Genomic DNA, 17,363 nt, shown 5'->3' with positions numbered 1-17,363 from the left:
AGCTCCTCATCCCGCTGCCGCGACCTTCTCCCCGCAAGCAGGGAGAAGGAAGATGTCGCACCGCCTTGCCACAAGTCCCTTCTCCCGCTTGCGGGGAGAAGGTGCCGGCAAGCGGATGAGGGGCAAGCGCCCCTCGCCTCAAACCTTGCCGAGCTTGCGCTTCAAATCCGGCGGCATCGCCTCCAGCGACAGCGCCTCGATCGCCTCGTCCAGCGACATCGCCGTCTGGTTCTGCGAACCGAGGCGGCGGATGTTGACGGAGCGTTCCTCCGCCTCGCGCTTGCCGCAGACGATGATGACCGGGACCTTGGTCACCGAATGCTCGCGGACCTTGTAGTTGATCTTCTCGTTGCGAAGATCGGTCTCGACGGTCAGGCCCGCCTCGCGCAGCTTGTCGGCCACCTCGCGGGCATAGTCGTCCGCTTCGGAGGTGATCGTCGCCACGACCACCTGCATCGGCGCGATCCACAGCGGCATGTGCCCGGCGAAGTTCTCGATGAGAATGCCGAGGAAGCGCTCCATCGAGCCGCAGATGGCGCGGTGGATCATCACCGGCTGGCGCTTTTCCGAGGCCTGGTCGATGTAGAAGGCGCCGAAGCGTTCCGGCAGGTTGAAGTCGACCTGCGTGGTGCCGCACTGCCATTCGCGGCCGATGGCGTCCTTCAGCGTATATTCGAACTTCGGCCCGTAGAACGCGCCCTCGCCCGGCAGGATGCCGGTCTTGATGCGCCCGCCGGACTGCGCCTCGATCTGCTTCAGCACGTCCATCATGACGCTTTCCGCGCGATCCCAAAGCGCATCGGAGCCGACGCGCTTTTCCGGGCGGGTGGAGAGCTTCACCACGACCTCGTCGAAGCCGAAGTCCTTGTAGACCGACAGGATGAGATCGTTGATGCGCAGGCATTCGGCCGCCATCTGCTCGTCGGTGCAGAAGACATGCGCGTCGTCCTGCGTGAAACCGCGAACGCGCATCAGCCCATGCAGCGCGCCGGACGGCTCATAGCGATGCACGTTGCCGAATTCCGCAAGGCGGACAGGCAGTTCACGGTAGGACTTCAAGCCATGCTTGAAGATCTGCACATGTCCCGGGCAGTTCATCGGCTTCAGCGCGAAGACGCGCTCGTCGTCGGTCTCGTCGCCGGCGACGGTCACCTTGAACATGTTGTCGCGGTACCAGCCCCAGTGGCCGGAGGTTTCCCACAGCGACTTGTCGAGCACCTGCGGCGCGTTCACCTCCTCGTAGGTGCCGGCGAGACGACGGCGCATATAGGCGACGAGCGTCTGGAACATGCGCCAGCCCTTGCCGTGCCAGAAGACGACGCCCGGCCCTTCCTCCTGGAAATGGAACAGGTCCATTTCGCGCCCGAGGCGGCGGTGGTCGCGCTTCTCGGCCTCGGCGAGGATGTTGAGATAGGTGTCGAGCTCCTCCTGCGTGCGCCAGGCGGTGCCGTAGATGCGCGTCAGCATCGGATTGTTACTATCGCCGCGCCAATAGGCGCCCGCGACCTTCATCAGCTTGAAGGCCGTGCCGATCTGGCCGGTCGCGGCCATGTGCGGGCCGCGACACAGGTCGAACCAGTCGCCCTGGTAGTAGATCTTGAGGTCCTGCCCCTCGGGGATCGCATCGACCAGCTCGACCTTGTACTTCTCGCCCTTGGCGGAGAAGACCTCCTTGGCCTTGTCGCGCGACCAGACTTCCTTGGTGAAGGGCTTGTTGCGCTGGATGATCTCCTTCATGCGCTTTTCGATCTTCGGCAGATCGTCGGGCGTGAAGGGTTCGTCCTTGGCGAAGTCGTAGTAGAAGCCGTTGTCGATGACCGGGCCGATCGTCACCTGCGTGCCGGGCCACAGCTCCTGCACGGCCTCGGCCATCACATGGGCGGCGTCGTGGCGGATGAGTTCCAGCGCGCGGTCGTCCTCGCGGGTGATGATCTCGACCCGCCCGTTGGAAACCGGATCGGAGAGATCGCGCAGCTCGCCGTCGAGCGCAATCGCGACCGCCTTCTTGGCCAGCGACTTGGAAATCGCCTCGGCCACGTCACGCCCGGTCGAGCCCGCGGGATAATCGCGGACGGAACCATCGGGAAAAGTCAGGGAAACAGGTGCAGACATTCAAAAATCTCCTATCCAGTCCCGCCAACGAATGCGGGTGGTATGCGAGTGAAAAGGCCGGATGCGCCGGCACGTAGCGCCTGCGATATACGAAGAAAACGGGGTGATTGGAAGGGGATATTCTTTGAGAGCGGCCGCGAACCGCCGTGGAAATTCGCACTTTGCCTAAAATGCGCCCACTTCTTTTATCCGATAAGGACCATAGGTATTGGAATCGATATTATCGGCATAGGGGAGGCATTCTTTTGCTCAGGAAATCACTTCTCGCTCTCGCACTGCTTCTGCCGGGCGCAGCTTTCGCGGAAGAACGCAGCTTTACGATTTCAGGCGGCCAGGTGAGCGTTCCGGTCGGCCTGACGGTTCAGGTGAAATCGGTCACGGTCGGCGACGATGCCACCAAGGTCCGCCTGCTGGCGAGCTTCGACAGCCACCAGACGAACAGCGTCAACATGAACGACAACGAGAACGCCTATATCGCCTGGGGCGAAGGCGAGCAGGACCGTCTCCACCTGCGCCAGATCGCCGACAACAAATGGATGCGGATCGGCAATGGCCAGACGATGGAAGGCGATCTCGTGTTTCCCGGGGTACTACCCGCCGAGGTGACGAAGGTCTCGCTCGTCTTCAATCCCGGCAATACCGGCGACGACACCTCGGCGCCGGGCGTGACGGTTCCCCTGGAGCTGAAGCAATGAAGGGGAGCGCGGTCCTGGGGTTCCTCCTCGCGATCCCCACGACAGCCGCCGCCTATACGCTCACGCTCGATGCCGGACCGGTCGGTGACCAGCCGTCTCTGTTCCGGGAATTTAAAATGCCCGCGTCGAAGTTCGGCGAGAAGCCGGCGGAAAGCACCGGGTCCTTTTCCTCGCAGGCCTCGTCCTTCGGGCTGAAGGACATGGACGCCGAAGTCCGCGTCAAGACGGAGAACACCCTCACCGAGCTTGGAGCGAGGCGAGAGGGGGAGCGCATCATCCTGAACCTGCCGAGCGACGTCCTCTTCGATTTCGACAAATCCGACATCCGCGCCGACGCGCGCCCGGTTCTTGGAAGGCTCTCCGACGCCCTCAAGGCCATGGCGCAGACGTCGGTGACCATCATCGGGCACACGGACGCGAAAGGCAGCGACGACTATAACCAGCGCCTGTCCGAACGCCGGGCGGCCTCGGTGAAAAGCTGGCTGTCCGATAGCGGCGTGATGTCGTCCATGGCGACGGAGGGCAAGGGTGAAAGCACGCCCGTGGCGGCAAACGAGAACAGCGACGGCTCGGACAATCCGGAAGGACGCCAGAAGAACCGTCGTGTCGAATTCATCATCGCGAGAGACTGACATGGCCCTGATCATATGCCCGGAATGCGACGGCAAGGTCTCGGAAAAGGCTCTCGCCTGCCCCGCCTGCGGATATCCCATCTCGCAACAGAAGGGCCGCAGCGCATGGCCCCATGTGATCGGCGGGGTGGCCGGCACCTATATCTCCGCCCAGGCGGTGGCGACGATCGTCGTCGGAAGCGTCATGTTCATCGCCTTCGCCGCAATCATGATCGCTGCCATTCTCCGATGAGGGGACACCGCCGGGCGGCTATCCAAGAAGCATTTTCGCAAGGCCGTTGACCGTATTGGCGTTGCGCAGCGTGCCGATGCCGAGCTTCTTCGTCGTCAGGTGCGCGAGCAGCTTCGTCTCGCTCGGCTTTGCGGCAAAATCGATCCAGAGGTCGCCGTGTGAAAGGGCAAGGCGGATGCCGGGTGTCGCGTGGCTTTCGAGCCTTGCCAGCGCTTTTTCGTCGAGCGGCGCGCGCATGGCGCGCACAACGACGTCGGCGCCGTTGCCTTGCGGGAAGGGATTGCCGGCGGCAAGGCGCTTCCAGGCTTCGGCGGTGCGGGCGATGATGTCGACATGCTTGCCGAAGCTTGCGCGGAAGCCTGCTTCCAGCCGTGCCTCGATTTCGCCGAGCGGTGCGGCCTCGCCCTCGAAGACGAGGTTTCCGGTGGCGGCCAGCGTGCGGGCGTTGCGGAAGCCGAGGCCTTCGGCCATCGCCTTCAGGTCCGCCATCACCACCCGCTTTCCGGGCGAAAGCACGATGGAGTGCAGGAGGGCGACATAGGTTTCCACCGCTCAGCCGCGCTCCGCCTTCGAGACGCGCCACAGCCGCCACGGCGCCCACCAGGCAAGGCGCGCTTCCAGCGCCTCCGGCACGGGATCGAAGCCATGCGTGCCGCCCGGTCCGCAGCGGGCGACGCGAAAGAGCGTCATGAACCCGCCGCGCCACAGGCCATGGCGGGCGACTGCCTCGTAGCCGTATTCCGAGCAGGTCGGCAGGTGGCGGCAGGAATTGCCGATGAAGCCGGAGAGCGTGAGCTGGTAGAGGCGGATGAGGCCCATGCCGAAGAGCCGCCCCGGCGTCTTGCGGAACGGGCCGTTCCAGTTGCGGCCCTTGTGGCGCAGGCGGTCGGACGGGTGGTCGCAGTCCGGGGCGTTACACATCGGTGTGCTTCTCCGTTAATGGAGACGCGTGCGGCGGCATACCCCCCTCTGCCCTGCCGGGCATCTCCCCCACAAGGGGGGAGATTGGATGGAGCTTTGTCTCGATCCAACACTGATGCTGCGAACTGGACGACAACCTGACGTCTTTCCGATCTCCCCCCTTGTGGGGGAGATGCCCGGCAGGGCAGAGGGGGGTGGACGCGGAGACCACCGCAAACACCGCCCTCACCCGGCCGTTTCCAGCCGCTTGGCCTCGATCTGGCCGATGGCGTCGACCACGGCGTCGAAGGTCAGCATGGTGGAGGCGTGGCGGGCCTTGTAGTCCTTGACGGGCTTGAGGAAGCGCATCTCCTCGAAGCGGCCGGTCGGCCCCTCGCCGTCGGCCTTCAGCATGGCGAGCATGTCCTCGCGCGCCTTGCGGATTTCCGCCACCGTCGCGCCGACCACATGGCGCGCCATCACCGAGGAGGACGCCTGGCCGAGCGCGCAGGCCTTCACCTCATGGGCGAAATCGCTGATGGTATCGCCGTCGAGCTTGAGATAGACCTTCACCCGCGAGCCGCAGAGCCTGGAATGGGCGCAGGCCTCGCCGTCCGCATCCGGCAGGGTGCCGATGCGCGGGATGTTGCCGGCGAATTCGAGAATACGGCTGTTATAGATATCGTCCATCATGGCCCTGTCTTCCGCGCTTTTTGCGGAATCTTCAATGATCCGAGGAGATTATTCCGGCCTCGTCGGGAAAAAAGCACGGCGTGTCGCCTCGGGCCTCTTTCGCAGTGGTTGTTCGATACTATATGATAACTCGTATTGGGGTGAGGGTTTTGCAAGTGCCGAACCATCACCTGTTGTTTGGGAAACCGTGCCGGACGGTCGGTCGCACTGATGAGCGACGACCCGAAAGCCCCGGAGCCCGCCAACGGAACCCAAGCCTGCAGGGTTAGGCGAATGGCCAGTGGCGAGTCCGATAAACACGTCAGGTAACCTGCAGAAAGGTCAATGGGTCCATGGACGCCATAGTCACCAATTTTCCCCGCGTCGAGGATGATGCCGGCCGCCCCACGCAGAAGGAGGCGGAAGACGCCGTTCGCGTGCTGCTCCGCTGGGCCGGCGACGATCCGCAGCGCGAGGGCCTCATCGATACGCCCAAGCGCGTCGCCAAGGCCTATCGCGAGCTCTTTTCCGGCTATGACCTTGCCGCCGAGGACGTGCTCGGCCGCACCTTCGAGGAAGTCGCCGGCTATGACGACATGGTGCTGGTGAAGGATATTCCGTTCTTCTCGCATTGCGAGCACCATATGGTGCCGATCATCGGCAAGGCGCATGTCGCCTACCTTCCGAACGGCCGGGTGCTGGGCCTTTCCAAGATCGCCCGCGTGGTGGAGATCTTCGGCCGCCGCCTTCAGACGCAGGAGACGATGACGGCGCAGATCGCGAAATCCATCGACGAAACGCTGAACCCGCGGGGCGTCGCCGTGATGATCGAGGCCGAGCATATGTGCATGGCCATGCGCGGCATCCAGAAACAGGGCTCGACAACGCTCACCACCACCTTTACCGGTGCCTTCAAGACCGAGCCGACCGAACAGGTCCGGTTCATGACGATGATCCGGAGCTAGGCCGAAAGCCGGCTCCACCCGACGGAGCCGACCGCCATGCCGATCACCTTCCAAGCCCCCTCCACGGACAAGGCCGAGCTGGAGACAGGCCCGGCCTTCACCCCCCGTTTCGACGACAACGGCCTCGTGACCGCCGTCGTGACGGATGCGAAGGACGGCGAACTGCTGATGGTCGCCCACATGAATGCCGAATCGCTGGCGCTGACCATCGAGACCGGTATCGCCCATTACTGGAGCCGCTCGCGCAATTCGCTCTGGAAGAAGGGCGAGACCTCCGGCAACCTGCAGACCGTCGTGGAACTCAGGACGGATTGTGATCAGGACGCCGTCTGGCTGAAGGTCTCCGTCGCCGGCCACGACGCCACCTGCCACACCGGCCGCCGCTCCTGCTTCTACCGCACGGTCTCCAACGGCCCGGACGGCGCGGTGCTGACGATCACCGGCGGCGAGCCGCAATTCGACCCGGCGGCCGTCTACAACAAAAATTAAGCATCTCGAAGAATAGCGTCCCGTTCCGGCACGGGTTTACCATTTGGCAACCTGTCGGGTCGCCTAATCCAAGCATGGCGGACCTTATCCCCGCCATGCGGATCAGGATATGGAACCCCATCGCTCGCATGCGTTTTGCAAGGTTTCCGACGCCACCTCCAGAAGGGGTAGCGATATCCGGGGCAGGACCCCATCTTTCGCTTCGATAAAAGTGCTCTTTCCGGGATTTTCTGTCCCGAAAGTTCCCCGCGTCACAGATTGCAACTATTCTGCCATTTATTGTGCTCCCGAGGGCAGCCAAGTGGCGGAACCGTTTGCCTTACCGCGAATTCCTTTAGGGAACGGAGGTCCGGAATGTTGAACTGGAGTTTCAATCGTAGCCTCGTAACGGCGGATGCCTCGGATCCCGGCGGACCTTCCATGAACGACGTTTCCCACATTCCCGCGCCGGCCCCGCCGCGCAAGCCGAAGATCGCCCTTGCCCTCGGCGGCGGCGCCGCCCGCGGCTGGGCCCATATCGGCGTTCTCCGGGCGCTGGAGGAAGAAGGCATCGAGGTGGGCATGATCGCCGGCACCTCCATCGGCGCCCTTGTCGGCGGCTGTTATCTTGCCGGCAAGCTCGACGAGCTGGAGACCTTCGCCCGCTCGCTCACCATGCGGCGCATCGCAAGCCTCCTCGATTTCACCATTCGCGGCTCCGGCCTCTTCGGCGGCATGCGGCTGACCAAGCGCATGCAGGAGCATCTCGAAAACCTTTCGATCGAGGATCTCGACCGGCCCTTCGTCGCGGTGGCAACGGAGGTCAACAGCGGCCACGAGGTCTGGATCAACAGCGGCTCGCTGATCACCGCGCTGCGCGCGTCCTATGCCCTGCCCGGCATCTTCGAGCCGATCAAGTGCAACAACCGCACGCTGGTGGATGGCGCCCTGGTGAACCCGGTGCCCGTTTCCGTCTGCCGGGCGCATGAGGAGCTTCTGGTCGTCGCCGTCAACCTCAACTACGACCTCTACGGTCGCTCGGCCGTGATCAAGCATAGCGCGGGCCCGCAGAAGATCGAGGAGCAGAAGCAGGAGGACAGCGCCGCCCGGCTGGGACTGACGAGCGTCATGGTGCAGTCCTTCAACATCATCCAGGACCGCATTTCCCGCGCACGCCTTGCCGGCGATCCACCGGACCTCGCGCTGCATCCGAAACTGGCCGATATTGGCCTTTCGGAATTCCACCGCGCCGGCGAATCCATCGAGCGCGGCTACCTTGAAGGCAAGGCGCGGATTTTCGAGATCAAGCGGATGCTGGAAATGGTGACGGCCCGCTGAATGCGGGCTTTTCCGGGACACGCGACCGGGACTTGCACAAAAACAGGAAACGGGCGGCGGGCGGAGCGACAAGGATCGTTCCGCCCGAACCCGTTCGGTGCCGTATCAGCTTGCGATATAGGCCTTGATGGCTTCGGCTTCGTGCTGGATCGCGCGGATGTGGGATTTCACCACGTCGCCGATCGAGATGATGCCGACGAGGCGTCCGTCCTTTTCCACGGGGATGTGGCGGGCGCGCAGCGTGCTCATCATTTCCATGAGCTCCTCGACCGTCTGGCTTTCGCCGCAGCGATGGACATTGCCCCACATGATGGAGGAAATGGGCTTGTCCAGGCATTCGCCGCCGCTGCGGGCGATGGCGGCCACGATATCGCGCTCGGTCAAAATGCCCGCGATGCGGTCATTGCGATCCACGATGACGATGGCGCCGATATGATTTTCATGCAGATAGACGGCAGCCTGCCTTACGGTGAGCTGCGGGCCGCCGGTTACGACGTTGCGGCCTTTTTCGTCCAGTATCGTCTTTACATACATGCGTACCTCCCGTGTGCATCATGACGCTGAGAGGCGGGACATCCGCGCAGGGATGCCCTGCCAAGTACGGGGCGGCATCCCTTCCTCCTTGCGGATGCAACCCTGTTCCGGTGTGCATGTGCGAACCGGAACGATGTCATGGTGCGCCACGAAAGAGGCGATTGCAAGACGGCTAATAGACTATCGTTAATCCCGCCGGCTCTCGGCCGCGTCGACGTCGAAGATCGGGAAAAACAGGAAGCCGAACAGGAAGCCGCCGATATGCGCTTCCCATGCTACCGCCCCGCCGGCCGCCACCGAACCGAAGATCTGGCCGAAGCCGATCAGGAAGTTCGTCAGGAACCAGATGCCGGAAAAGACCAGCACGGAGCGGTTGGAGAGCGCCTCGGGGATGGTGAGCCGGCGGTTGAGATGGGCAAACTGCCGGCTGACGCGCCCGCTCGGCGAAAAGACGAAGCGTGCCGCCGCGCCCATCAGGCCGGAAACGACGCCCGAGGCGCCGACGACGAGGATCATCGCGCCCCAGTGCAGGGCCGTGTGGAAGGCGACGGCCGCGATGGCCGAAAGGCACCAGAAGAGGAAGAACCGCACGGTGCCGATGCGCCGCACGACGGGCGCCCCGAAGGCGACCATCCAGAACGCATTGAAGATCAGATGCTCCCAGCCGCCATGCAGCAGTGAATAGGTGACCGGGCTCCACAGCCAGCTCAGGTCCCACTCGGAGAACGGAACGGCATAGCGCCCCGGGATGAAGGCGAATTCCAGCAGCGCGTATTCGTCGGCCGACGGCGACAGGACATAGGTGCGCACCAGATGGACGAGCGTCAGCAGCCCGAGAACGAAGACGAGACTTCCGGGCAGGTTGAACGCCGGCTCCCGCTTGCGGGTCTCGAACCCGTCACCCTGTACTTCCACGCCGTCGTTACTCATGACCGAACCACCCAACTCAAAAATCGATTCGTGCTTATATCGAGAAAAGAAAGGCCGTGCAGCTTTCGCCGACGGCCGGTGCCCCCAATCCCCGGGGCGAAACAGATGTGCAGTAAACCATTCCCTCGTGAAGGGATGTCGGATGTTCCCTCAAGCCGGCCGGTCGCGCAATGGAAACCAATGGTTAACCTTAATATCCGGCTGGCACGAAACTCGCACGGCCTCTCACAAATGCCCCCTGCACCGCCTCCGGCGTGCCGTAGCGGGACAGAGCAGACGGAAAGACGAGCATGCATACCAGGGCCGCAACCACGCTTTACGATTACTGGACGCGCCAGCGCGGCGAGCGCGCCGTGCCATTGCGGAGCACCATCGAACCCGCCGACATCGCGGCGATCCTGCCGGATGTCTTCATGCTGGAGTATGGCCGGCTGCATGCGCCGCGCTTTCGCCTCGCCGGCACGCGCCTGTGCGCCCAGTTCGCCCGCGAGCTGAAGGGCATGGATTTCGACGCGCTGTTTGCCCCGGACCAGCGCAGCCGCGTGGCCCGCATGGCGGAAAACGTCATGGCCGAGGCCGTGCCCGCGATCATGCGGATCCGGCTCGTCGACGGCGCGCTGGAAAATACCGAGGCGGAAATCGTGCTGCTGCCGCTTGCGACCGCCGGCCGGACGGCCGACCGCATCATCGGCACCTTCGCCCCCCTGCCCGGCCAGCGCCAGCCGCTCTCGGCCTTCCGCTATGCGACGCTCGATGCGCTTTCGGTCATCGACCCGGCGCGCAAGGACGATCTGGCCGGCAACCGCCCGCCGATCCCCATGCCCACCTCCGTCATGGCCATGCGCCCGGCCGGCCTCGGCCAGAAGATCAGCCGGGTGATGCACCTGCGCATTTTCGAGGGCGGGCGGAAGGACGGCGGATCGGCGGAAACGCAACCCACATCGCCCAAAGGTTGCTGAAACCACAACCCGAGGCGACATTTTCCCGTTCCGGAAAACCTTCTGTTAACCCCGAAAGGTTAAGTCTTGGAAAGAGATAGGACGATCAGGCACGCGCGCTCATGTACTCTTTCCAGCAAGCATCGCCGGCACCCAGAGCAGCGCAACCCGACCAGCGCAACTTCCAGCGCGTCTCGGTGAACCTGCCCGGCCGCCTGATGCTCGCCAGCCATGACGAATTCGACTGCACCGCCCTCGACATGTCGCCGGGCGACGCCAGCTTCGTCTGCAGCGCACGTCCCCGGATGGGCGAGCGCATCATCGCCTATATCGACCATGTCGGCCGCATCGAGGGTTCCGTCGCGATCCTGCGCGAAGACGGCTTCGTCATCCAGCTGAACGCGACGGATCGCAAGCGGGAAAAGCTCGCGGCCCAGCTCACCTGGATCGCCAACCGGCACGAGCTCGGCCTGCCGGAAGACCGCCGCCACGACCGCCTCACGCCGCGCAATACGCGCACCGACCTGACGCTCGACGACGGCCGGCGCTATCCCTGCCGCATCATCGACCTTTCGCTTTCGGGCGCCGCCGTCGACATCGACGTCCGCCCTGCCCTCGGCACGCCCGTCCAGCTCGGCAACATGAAGGGGCGAGTCGTGCGCCACTTCCAGGAAGGCGTCGCCATCGAGTTCTCGTCCGTCCAGTCGCGGGAAGCCCTTACGGCATTCCTGTAGCATTCCGGCACAGCCGAAAGCCGATATTGCTTCAAAAAGGGCCCTGCGGGCCCTTTGCTGTTTCAGCCCGGTTCGGAACACATTCTCGAAAAAGAAAATCAAAAAAATTCTGCCGCGCGAGTCCATCATCGGGAAAAACGCAGCGATGCAAGTACGCATTATGCCCGACGACTATGTTGTGCCAGCGCTCATTCGCGTGGAAATTCCGGCTTCCAATAAGCCAAGCCCAGCCCAATATCACCTGCTTAAATCGAAAAACGATTATGAATCAGCAGCATGACTGGAAGATGAAAGCCCGCAGCCGCGAGCGTATTCGCTACAATTTTAATCAAATTCGCTTCAAATACAGTTCAAATCAATCTCAAATTCTATTCTTGTTTTATGCTTATACGATCTTGATTTGAACTAAGTTCTACTTCGTCTTTTCGCGCAAGCTCAAAACATACCTGTCATTGTCGCCTCATCGAACGGGGACATAGCAATGACAAAAATCATCAAGACAGGGACGTTTGCATTCCTCCTTTCTCTGGTTTCGGCGCAGGCTGCCATGGCGCTGCCGGCCAATACGCCGCTCGCAGGCGCGACCAACCAGCCGATCGGCCACTACGAATTCTGCAAGCTCAATGCCAGCGAATGCGGCCCGAACGGCCGTGACGACGGCCCGCTCAGGCTGACGCAGGAAAACTGGAAGACGATCCTCAACGTCAACTATGCCGCCAACACCGAATTTATGCCGATGACCGACATGGAAATCTACGGCGTCGAGGAGAAGTGGGCCTATCCGGAATATGCCGCCGACTGCGAGGACTATGTCCTCATCAAGCGCAAGCGCCTGATGGAAGCCGGCATCTCGCCCGCGAACCTCCTGATCACCGTCGTCCTCCAGCCGAACGGCGAAGGCCATGCGGTCCTGACCGTGCGCACCGACCGCGGCGACTTCGTGCTCGACAACATGCGCAACAAGGTCCTGCTCTGGTCGGAGACCGAATACCGCTTCCTCAAGCGCCAGTCGTCGGCCAATGCCGGCAAGTGGGTCAAGCTGCAGGATGGCCGCGCCGAGGCTGTCGGTAGCGTCAGGTAAGAACCAGCGCCCCAAGGCGCGCGAAGAGACTGCCCGGAGGCTTCGCCGGGCAACAGAAAGGGCCCGGTCAGTCCCCCAATCCCCGTCCCCGACCTTGGCCCTGCGGCCGGTTCTCCTGTCCCGGAACCGGCCGCTCCCTTTTCGAGGGCATGCCGCCCGAATCCTCAACCGAAAATTAACCATGTTGGCAGACCCTCCGCCCAAGTGTCCCGGAATGGACGGGTCGAAGGAGCGCGAGGCGACATGGCTGCGACGGCAACCGGCAACGAGGACCATGCCCCGCTCATCTCCAATCGCCTGCTGACGCGCCTGACCGTCGGCGTCGCGGTTCTCGCCGGGCTGACAGTCGCCATCAGCGTCGCCGGCCGCGCATTGGGCGAACGCATCGCGCTTGCCGGCCATACCGAAAGCACCGAGGCCGTGGACGTCGTGATCGGCCAGGACCAGATCCGCCTTCCCGCCAATACGATCCGCTTCGACGAGCAGCGCCGGCCGGGCCGCACGGAGCGCGTCGATCTCTACCTCACCTGGCCGGAGATGAACGGCTATTCCAACGCCGAGCGCATCCGCTTCAACGATGCGACGCGGCCCGAGAGCCTGATTTTCCTCAATCTTTCGCAAAGCACCATGTCGCGCGACATGTCCGGCCGGCTGGCGCCGATCTATAGCCACTTGTTCGACGACCGGACGGAACCCGGCCCGGCCGGCCTGACGATGCAGCCGCTGCGGGAGAATTCCGGCTATGGCGGCGAGGTGTTCTTCACCGGGACGCTGCCCGACGGCTCCGACTATGCGGTGCGCTGCATGATGCCGGCGGACGAATCGCAATCGACCAGCGCGGATTGCCAGCGCGATATCCACATCGGCCGCGATCTTTCTGTGCTTTACCGTTTTTCGAGCAGACTTTTGCCGCAGTGGCAGGCGATGGAGGCGCGCGTACGCGATTATCTCGCCGCATCCCTCGTCGAAAACGGCCGCCCTGCCTCGACCACCCGCACCCGATAAAACACGGCCAACCTGTGAAACCAATAATTCATCATAAACCGATTGGTAACGCTGTGTGGCTATTGTGCCTCAAACGGTCGTCGCGGCAGCTCGCAAGCGGACGGCATATGCAATCCGAGAATGAAGAGTAACGTAGTGTCCCGTTCCGTATTCCTCGATTTTCTCCCCCGCTCTTTCCAGGCAATTGCCAATGCGGCGAAAGGTCTGGTGATGATCGGCACGGTCGCCACCGTCGTCCTCGCAACCCCGGCGGCCGCAAATCCACAATATTCGGGCATCGTCATCGATGCGAAGACGGGCAAGGTGCTCTACAGCGAGAACGCGGACGAGCTGCGCTATCCCGCCTCGCTCACCAAGATGATGACGCTCTACCTCACTTTCGAAGCGCTGGAAGCCGGCAAGATCCGTCTCGATTCGCGCGTGCCCTTCTCGAAGAACGCCGCCAGCGAGCCGCCGACCAAGCTCGGTGTAGGGACCGGCAAGTCCATCACCGTCGAGCAGGCTATCCTCGGCCTCATCACGCGCTCGGCGAACGACGCCTCGACGGCGCTGGCCGAATTCCTCGGCGGCTCGGAAGAGCGCTTCACCCGCATCATGACGCAGAAGGCCCGCGCGCTCGGCATGACGCGCACCGTCTACCGCAATGCCAACGGCCTTCCGAACACCGCGCAGGTCACCACCGCGCGTGACCAGGCCCGTCTCGGCATCGCGCTGCGCCAGCACTTCCCGCAGTATTATTCCTATTTCTCCGTCCGCAGCTTCCGCCTCGGCAAGCAGGTCATCAACGGCCATAACCGCCTGCTGGGCACCGTTCGCGGCGTCGACGGCATCAAGACCGGCTATACCCGCGCTTCCGGCTACAACCTCGTGACCTCGGCCGTCGCCGATGGCCGCAGCGTCGTTGGCGTCGTCATGGGTGGCCGCTCGGGCGGCGCCCGCGACCAGCAGATGCGCAAGCTGATCGCCACCTACATGCCGAAGGCCTCACGCCGCGGCGGTGGCGAGTTGATCGCCCAGACCAAGGATGCCCCGACGCTCAGCGCCGAAGTCGCAAGCAGCGCGGCGACCGCATCGGTCTCCACCGCCAGCCTCGACCTGCCGGAAAACGGCCCAGTCCCGTCCTACCGCTACAGCGAAAGCCATCTCGAAACGGCCTATGCCACGCCGGCCAGCAGCTCGGAAGTCGTCGGCAAGCGTGCGCTTGCCGCAACCCTGAAGCTGCAGCGCGAAGCCGCCGTCCCGCAGGAAGACCTGACGGAACAGGGCGATACCGGCGGCGAAGTCGACAAGTTGACCACCTCCGCCGTATCCGAGACCACGCCTTCGGGCTGGGTGATCCAGATCGGCGCGACGCCGGACCGCGGCCAGGCGCAGAAGCTTCTGTCCAAGGCCCAGGACCAGGGCGGCAAGGCGCTCTCCAGCGCAAAGCCCTTCACGGTCGCCGTCAACAGCGGCAGCGCGCAGCTCTACCGTGCCCGCTTCGGCGGCTTCGACAACCAGGACCGCGCGACGGCCGCCTGCAAGATCCTGAAGCGCAAGGGCTTCGCCTGCTGGGCAAGCCAGCAGTAACGCGATCGGACTGCGCCCGTCGCGGCGCGGTCCCTGGAATACCGCCTTGCACCCGCACGGCAGCCGGAAAGGTATTGCGTACCGGAGGCTGCGGGGGAAGGCAGGCAGGCCGTCACGACGGCTGTGCCATCCTCGATAAGGTAATGCGTACGAGGCAGATCATGGCGATGAACGAGAACCTCTTCGATGTCCCACTCGCGGCGCGCGACGAAAAGCGCCGCTCGCTGAAGGGAACGCTTCATCCGCTGCACGAGGCGGCGATGCGGATCGCGGATATCGGGCTCGGCCGTTCACGCAACAGGACGAAGGATCTCGTCGGCATGCTGCTCGCCCACGGCGCCCGCGCCTGGCGCTCGGGCCAGCCGGTTGCCGGGATTCATCTCCATGTCGGCGTCAGCGAGCACCGCCACCCGGTTCGCCTGCGCCTTCGCTGAGGATCGTCAGAGAAGGCCGAGTTCGGCAAGCTCCCGGCGAAGTTCCATCGGCAGGTCGGCAGTGCCCTCGCCCATGTTCGTCAGGTCGCGCGGGGCATCCTCTTCGGTCAGGTAGCGCCATCCCTGAAAGGCGCGGCGCGGCTGGAGCGCGGTTTCGATGACCTCCGGCCCGAGCACGAGCTCGCAGCGCGAAATGCCATTGCTATCCGTGAAGGTCTTGATGTCCAGCAATTGCTGGCGCGCCTGCACCTGCCCCTTGATCACCCAGTAGAGCGAGCCGCCGTCGAGCAGTTCCCGGTCACGCTTGGGGATCATGCGGGTGATGTGGCTGGAATGGGGCTCCATGCCCGCCGCCATCGCGATCAGCGAGCGTTCGGACACCCATTCGCGCAGGTCCTCGATCGAGTCCGCGCCGACACAGAGTTTGATGAGATGAAGGGCCATGCCCCTTTGAACGCCCTTGCGGCGGCCCGGTCAAGGGGCCGCCGTGTCGCACTCCACAGGCAAGGGCCTTCGCTCAGCACTCCACCACATTGACGGCAAGGCCGCCGGTGGAGGTTTCCTTGTACTTCTCGTTCATGTCGACGCCGGTCTGGCGCATCGTCTCGATACAGGCGTCGAGCGGCACGAAATGCTTGCCGTCGCCCTTGATGGCGAGCGAGGCCGCCGTCACCGCCTTGACCGCGCCGAGCGCATTGCGCTCGATGCAGGGCACCTGGACGAGGCCGGCGATGGGATCGCAGGTCATGCCGAGATGGTGCTCCAGCGCGATTTCGGCGGCATTCTCCACCTGTTCGGGCGTGCCGCCCATCACGGCGGCAAGACCGGCGGCGGCCATGGCGGAAGCAGAGCCCACCTCCCCCTGACAGCCGACTTCGGCGCCGGAGATCGAGGCATTGTGCTTGATGATGCCGCCCACGGCGGCGGCCGTCAGCAGGTAGTCGCGGATGCCGTCCTGGTCGGCATCCTCATGGAAATGCAGGTAGTAGCGGATCGTGGCGGGCACGACGCCGGCAGCGCCGTTGGTCGGTGAGGTGACGACGCGCCCGCCCGCGGCATTCTCCTCGTTGACGGCCATGGCGTAGACGGAGAGCCAGTCATTGGCGAGCAGCGGGTTGGCCTTGTTCGAGCGCCACTCCTCCTGCAGCTTGTCATGGATCGAGCGGGCGCGGCGGCGGACCTTCAGTCCGCCTGGCATGATCCCCTCGTTCTTGAGGCCGCGGTCGATGCAGCTCTTCATCGCCTCCCAGATGCGGTCGAGGCCGGCATTCAGCTCCTCGCGCGACATGGTGGCTTCCTCGTTCGCGCGCTTCATCTGCGCGATCGTCATGTTCGCGCGCTCGGCCATTTCCAGCATCTGCTTCGCCGAGGCGAAGGGGAACGGCACCTTCCTATCGCTGGAGCGCGCCTTGGTGGCGCGCATCTGCTCGAGTTCGGTATCGGTAACGACGAAGCCGCCGCCGACGGAATAGTAGATGCGCTTCAGGAGCAACCGGTCGTCTCGGTCATAAGCGGAGAAGGTCATGCCGTTGGCATGGCCGGGCAGCGGGTTCTTCTTGTCGAAGATCAGATCGTTCTTCGGCTGGAAGGCATAGCCGGGATGGCCGGGCGGCGTGATGCGCCCGGTGCGCTCGACCTCGCCAACGATCGCCTCCATCCGGTCGGGATCGACCGAATCGGGCCGCTCGCCCATCAGGCCGAGGATCACCGCGCGGTCCGAGCCGTGGCCGACGCCGGTATAGGCGAGCGAACCGTGCAGGCTCATGCGGATGGCGGCGACATGCGCGCCGGCGGGGCGCGGCCAGTCGTTCGACAGGATCAGGTCGAGAAAACGGTTCGCCGCCGACATCGGCCCCATCGTGTGCGAGCTCGACGGACCGATACCGATCTTGAAGACATCAAAAACCGAAAGAAACATTCCCGGACTTCTCCTTGCCGCGACAGCCTGCGCGCTTTGATCCGCAAAGCTACGTTATCACGGACCGCGCGCATGGCGATCTCCCGACATCAGGTTTTACCAACGCGACATGCCGGAAAACAAAAACAGCGCGTCCCGAGGGAGCGCGCTGTCAATGTAAGAACTGTGGCCGAGTGTTTTCAGATGCCGCCGAAAAGATAGGCGAT

20 protein-coding genes are annotated in these 17,363 nt (G+C 63.7%); 12 read left to right on the top strand and 8 right to left on the bottom strand.

Translation table 11 applies throughout. The annotated features are described in order from the left end of the window. Positions 1–138: 138 nt before the first annotated feature. Positions 139–2,112 (bottom strand): threonine--tRNA ligase, encoded by a 1,974-nt coding sequence (thrS, locus tag ACZ1A1_RS05915; RefSeq protein WP_463619170.1) that lies wholly within the window; start codon positions 2,110–2,112, stop codon positions 139–141. A 335-nt stretch (positions 2,113–2,447) separates the two neighbouring features. Between thrS and ACZ1A1_RS05910 the strand changes: the two genes are divergently transcribed. The 3 genes from ACZ1A1_RS05910 to ACZ1A1_RS05900 all read left to right on the top strand — a co-directional run bounded on the left by ACZ1A1_RS05910 (position 2,448) and on the right by ACZ1A1_RS05900 (position 3,671). Next, a complete protein-coding gene (locus ACZ1A1_RS05910; RefSeq protein WP_463619169.1) occupies positions 2,448–2,807 on the top strand; it encodes a hypothetical protein in 360 nt (119 codons plus the stop codon). A 116-nt stretch (positions 2,808–2,923) separates the two neighbouring features. Beyond that, positions 2,924–3,439, top strand: coding sequence for an OmpA family protein (locus ACZ1A1_RS05905; protein WP_463619168.1), 516 nt, complete (start codon positions 2,924–2,926; stop codon positions 3,437–3,439). 1 nt (position 3,440) lies between these two features. Further along, positions 3,441–3,671 carry a hypothetical protein gene (locus ACZ1A1_RS05900; RefSeq protein WP_463619167.1) on the top strand — a complete coding sequence of 77 codons (231 nt, stop codon included), beginning with the start codon at positions 3,441–3,443 and terminating at the stop codon, positions 3,669–3,671. Positions 3,672–3,689: 18 nt separating this feature from the next. On the opposite strand, the gene ACZ1A1_RS05895 is transcribed toward ACZ1A1_RS05900, so the two are convergent. The 3 genes from ACZ1A1_RS05895 to ACZ1A1_RS05885 all read right to left on the bottom strand — a co-directional run bounded on the left by ACZ1A1_RS05895 (position 3,690) and on the right by ACZ1A1_RS05885 (position 5,264). Then, entirely contained in the window at positions 3,690–4,220 is a 531-nt protein-coding gene (locus ACZ1A1_RS05895) for a DUF1697 domain-containing protein (protein WP_463619166.1), read from the bottom strand. Between the two features lie 3 nt (positions 4,221–4,223). Next, entirely contained in the window at positions 4,224–4,592 is a 369-nt protein-coding gene (gene yidD / locus ACZ1A1_RS05890) for a membrane protein insertion efficiency factor YidD (RefSeq protein WP_463619165.1), read from the bottom strand. 225 nt (positions 4,593–4,817) lie between these two features. Continuing rightward, positions 4,818–5,264, bottom strand: a complete 447-nt coding sequence (locus tag ACZ1A1_RS05885; RefSeq protein ID WP_463619164.1) for an iron-sulfur cluster assembly scaffold protein — start codon at positions 5,262–5,264, stop codon at positions 4,818–4,820. 332 nt (positions 5,265–5,596) lie between these two features. Here ACZ1A1_RS05885 and folE point away from each other — a divergent pair, with 332 nt between their 5' ends. The 3 genes from folE (at position 5,597) to ACZ1A1_RS05870 (ending at position 8,014) form a co-directional block, all read left to right on the top strand. After that, entirely contained in the window at positions 5,597–6,208 is a 612-nt protein-coding gene (gene folE, locus ACZ1A1_RS05880; protein ID WP_463619163.1) for a GTP cyclohydrolase I FolE, read from the top strand. A gap of 36 nt (positions 6,209–6,244) precedes the next feature. Then, complete coding sequence (gene hisI, locus ACZ1A1_RS05875; protein ID WP_463619162.1) at positions 6,245–6,697, top strand: phosphoribosyl-AMP cyclohydrolase; 453 nt, start codon at positions 6,245–6,247, stop codon at positions 6,695–6,697. A gap of 354 nt (positions 6,698–7,051) precedes the next feature. After that, positions 7,052–8,014 (top strand): patatin-like phospholipase family protein, encoded by a 963-nt coding sequence (locus ACZ1A1_RS05870; protein WP_313195011.1) that lies wholly within the window; start codon positions 7,052–7,054, stop codon positions 8,012–8,014. A gap of 105 nt (positions 8,015–8,119) precedes the next feature. On the opposite strand, the gene ACZ1A1_RS05865 is transcribed toward ACZ1A1_RS05870, so the two are convergent. Both ACZ1A1_RS05865 and ACZ1A1_RS05860 read right to left on the bottom strand, forming a co-directional pair. Next, positions 8,120–8,548 (bottom strand): CBS domain-containing protein, encoded by a 429-nt coding sequence (locus tag ACZ1A1_RS05865; RefSeq protein WP_313195012.1) that lies wholly within the window; start codon positions 8,546–8,548, stop codon positions 8,120–8,122. Positions 8,549–8,734: 186 nt separating this feature from the next. Further along, the gene (locus ACZ1A1_RS05860; RefSeq protein ID WP_463619161.1) at positions 8,735–9,478 is read right to left on the bottom strand and encodes a rhomboid family intramembrane serine protease; all 744 of its coding nucleotides are present in this window, start codon (positions 9,476–9,478) and stop codon (positions 8,735–8,737) included. Between the two features lie 290 nt (positions 9,479–9,768). Here ACZ1A1_RS05860 and ACZ1A1_RS05855 point away from each other — a divergent pair, with 290 nt between their 5' ends. From ACZ1A1_RS05855 to ACZ1A1_RS05830, 6 genes are all read left to right on the top strand, one after another. Then, entirely contained in the window at positions 9,769–10,437 is a 669-nt protein-coding gene (locus ACZ1A1_RS05855) for a PAS domain-containing protein (RefSeq protein ID WP_463619160.1), read from the top strand. A 101-nt stretch (positions 10,438–10,538) separates the two neighbouring features. Beyond that, positions 10,539–11,150 (top strand): PilZ domain-containing protein, encoded by a 612-nt coding sequence (locus ACZ1A1_RS05850; protein ID WP_313195015.1) that lies wholly within the window; start codon positions 10,539–10,541, stop codon positions 11,148–11,150. A gap of 481 nt (positions 11,151–11,631) precedes the next feature. After that, positions 11,632–12,231 (top strand): transglutaminase-like cysteine peptidase, encoded by a 600-nt coding sequence (locus ACZ1A1_RS05845; protein ID WP_463619159.1) that lies wholly within the window; start codon positions 11,632–11,634, stop codon positions 12,229–12,231. A gap of 243 nt (positions 12,232–12,474) precedes the next feature. Then, on the top strand, positions 12,475–13,236 hold the full coding sequence (locus ACZ1A1_RS05840) for a hypothetical protein (RefSeq protein WP_415215041.1): 762 nt from the start codon (positions 12,475–12,477) through the stop codon (positions 13,234–13,236). 120 nt (positions 13,237–13,356) lie between these two features. Next, the gene (locus tag ACZ1A1_RS05835) at positions 13,357–14,805 is read left to right on the top strand and encodes a D-alanyl-D-alanine carboxypeptidase (RefSeq protein WP_463619158.1); all 1,449 of its coding nucleotides are present in this window, start codon (positions 13,357–13,359) and stop codon (positions 14,803–14,805) included. A gap of 161 nt (positions 14,806–14,966) precedes the next feature. Then, the gene (locus tag ACZ1A1_RS05830) at positions 14,967–15,239 is read left to right on the top strand and encodes a hypothetical protein (RefSeq protein ID WP_119258435.1); all 273 of its coding nucleotides are present in this window, start codon (positions 14,967–14,969) and stop codon (positions 15,237–15,239) included. A gap of 6 nt (positions 15,240–15,245) precedes the next feature. On the opposite strand, the gene ACZ1A1_RS05825 is transcribed toward ACZ1A1_RS05830, so the two are convergent. Together ACZ1A1_RS05825 and ACZ1A1_RS05820 are read right to left on the bottom strand one after the other, a co-directional pair. Next, positions 15,246–15,683 (bottom strand): DUF1489 family protein, encoded by a 438-nt coding sequence (locus tag ACZ1A1_RS05825; protein WP_313195020.1) that lies wholly within the window; start codon positions 15,681–15,683, stop codon positions 15,246–15,248. Between the two features lie 73 nt (positions 15,684–15,756). Further along, positions 15,757–17,157: an L-serine ammonia-lyase gene (locus ACZ1A1_RS05820; protein WP_463619157.1), complete on the bottom strand. Its 1,401-nt coding sequence runs from the start codon at positions 17,155–17,157 to the stop codon at positions 15,757–15,759. Positions 17,158–17,363 lie beyond the last annotated feature (206 nt).

The sequence above is a fragment of the Shinella sp. R2-11 genome, assembly GCF_055330205.1.
Note: the sequence above shows the minus strand (reverse complement) of the source record. Positions and strands in the feature narration are given on the sequence as shown.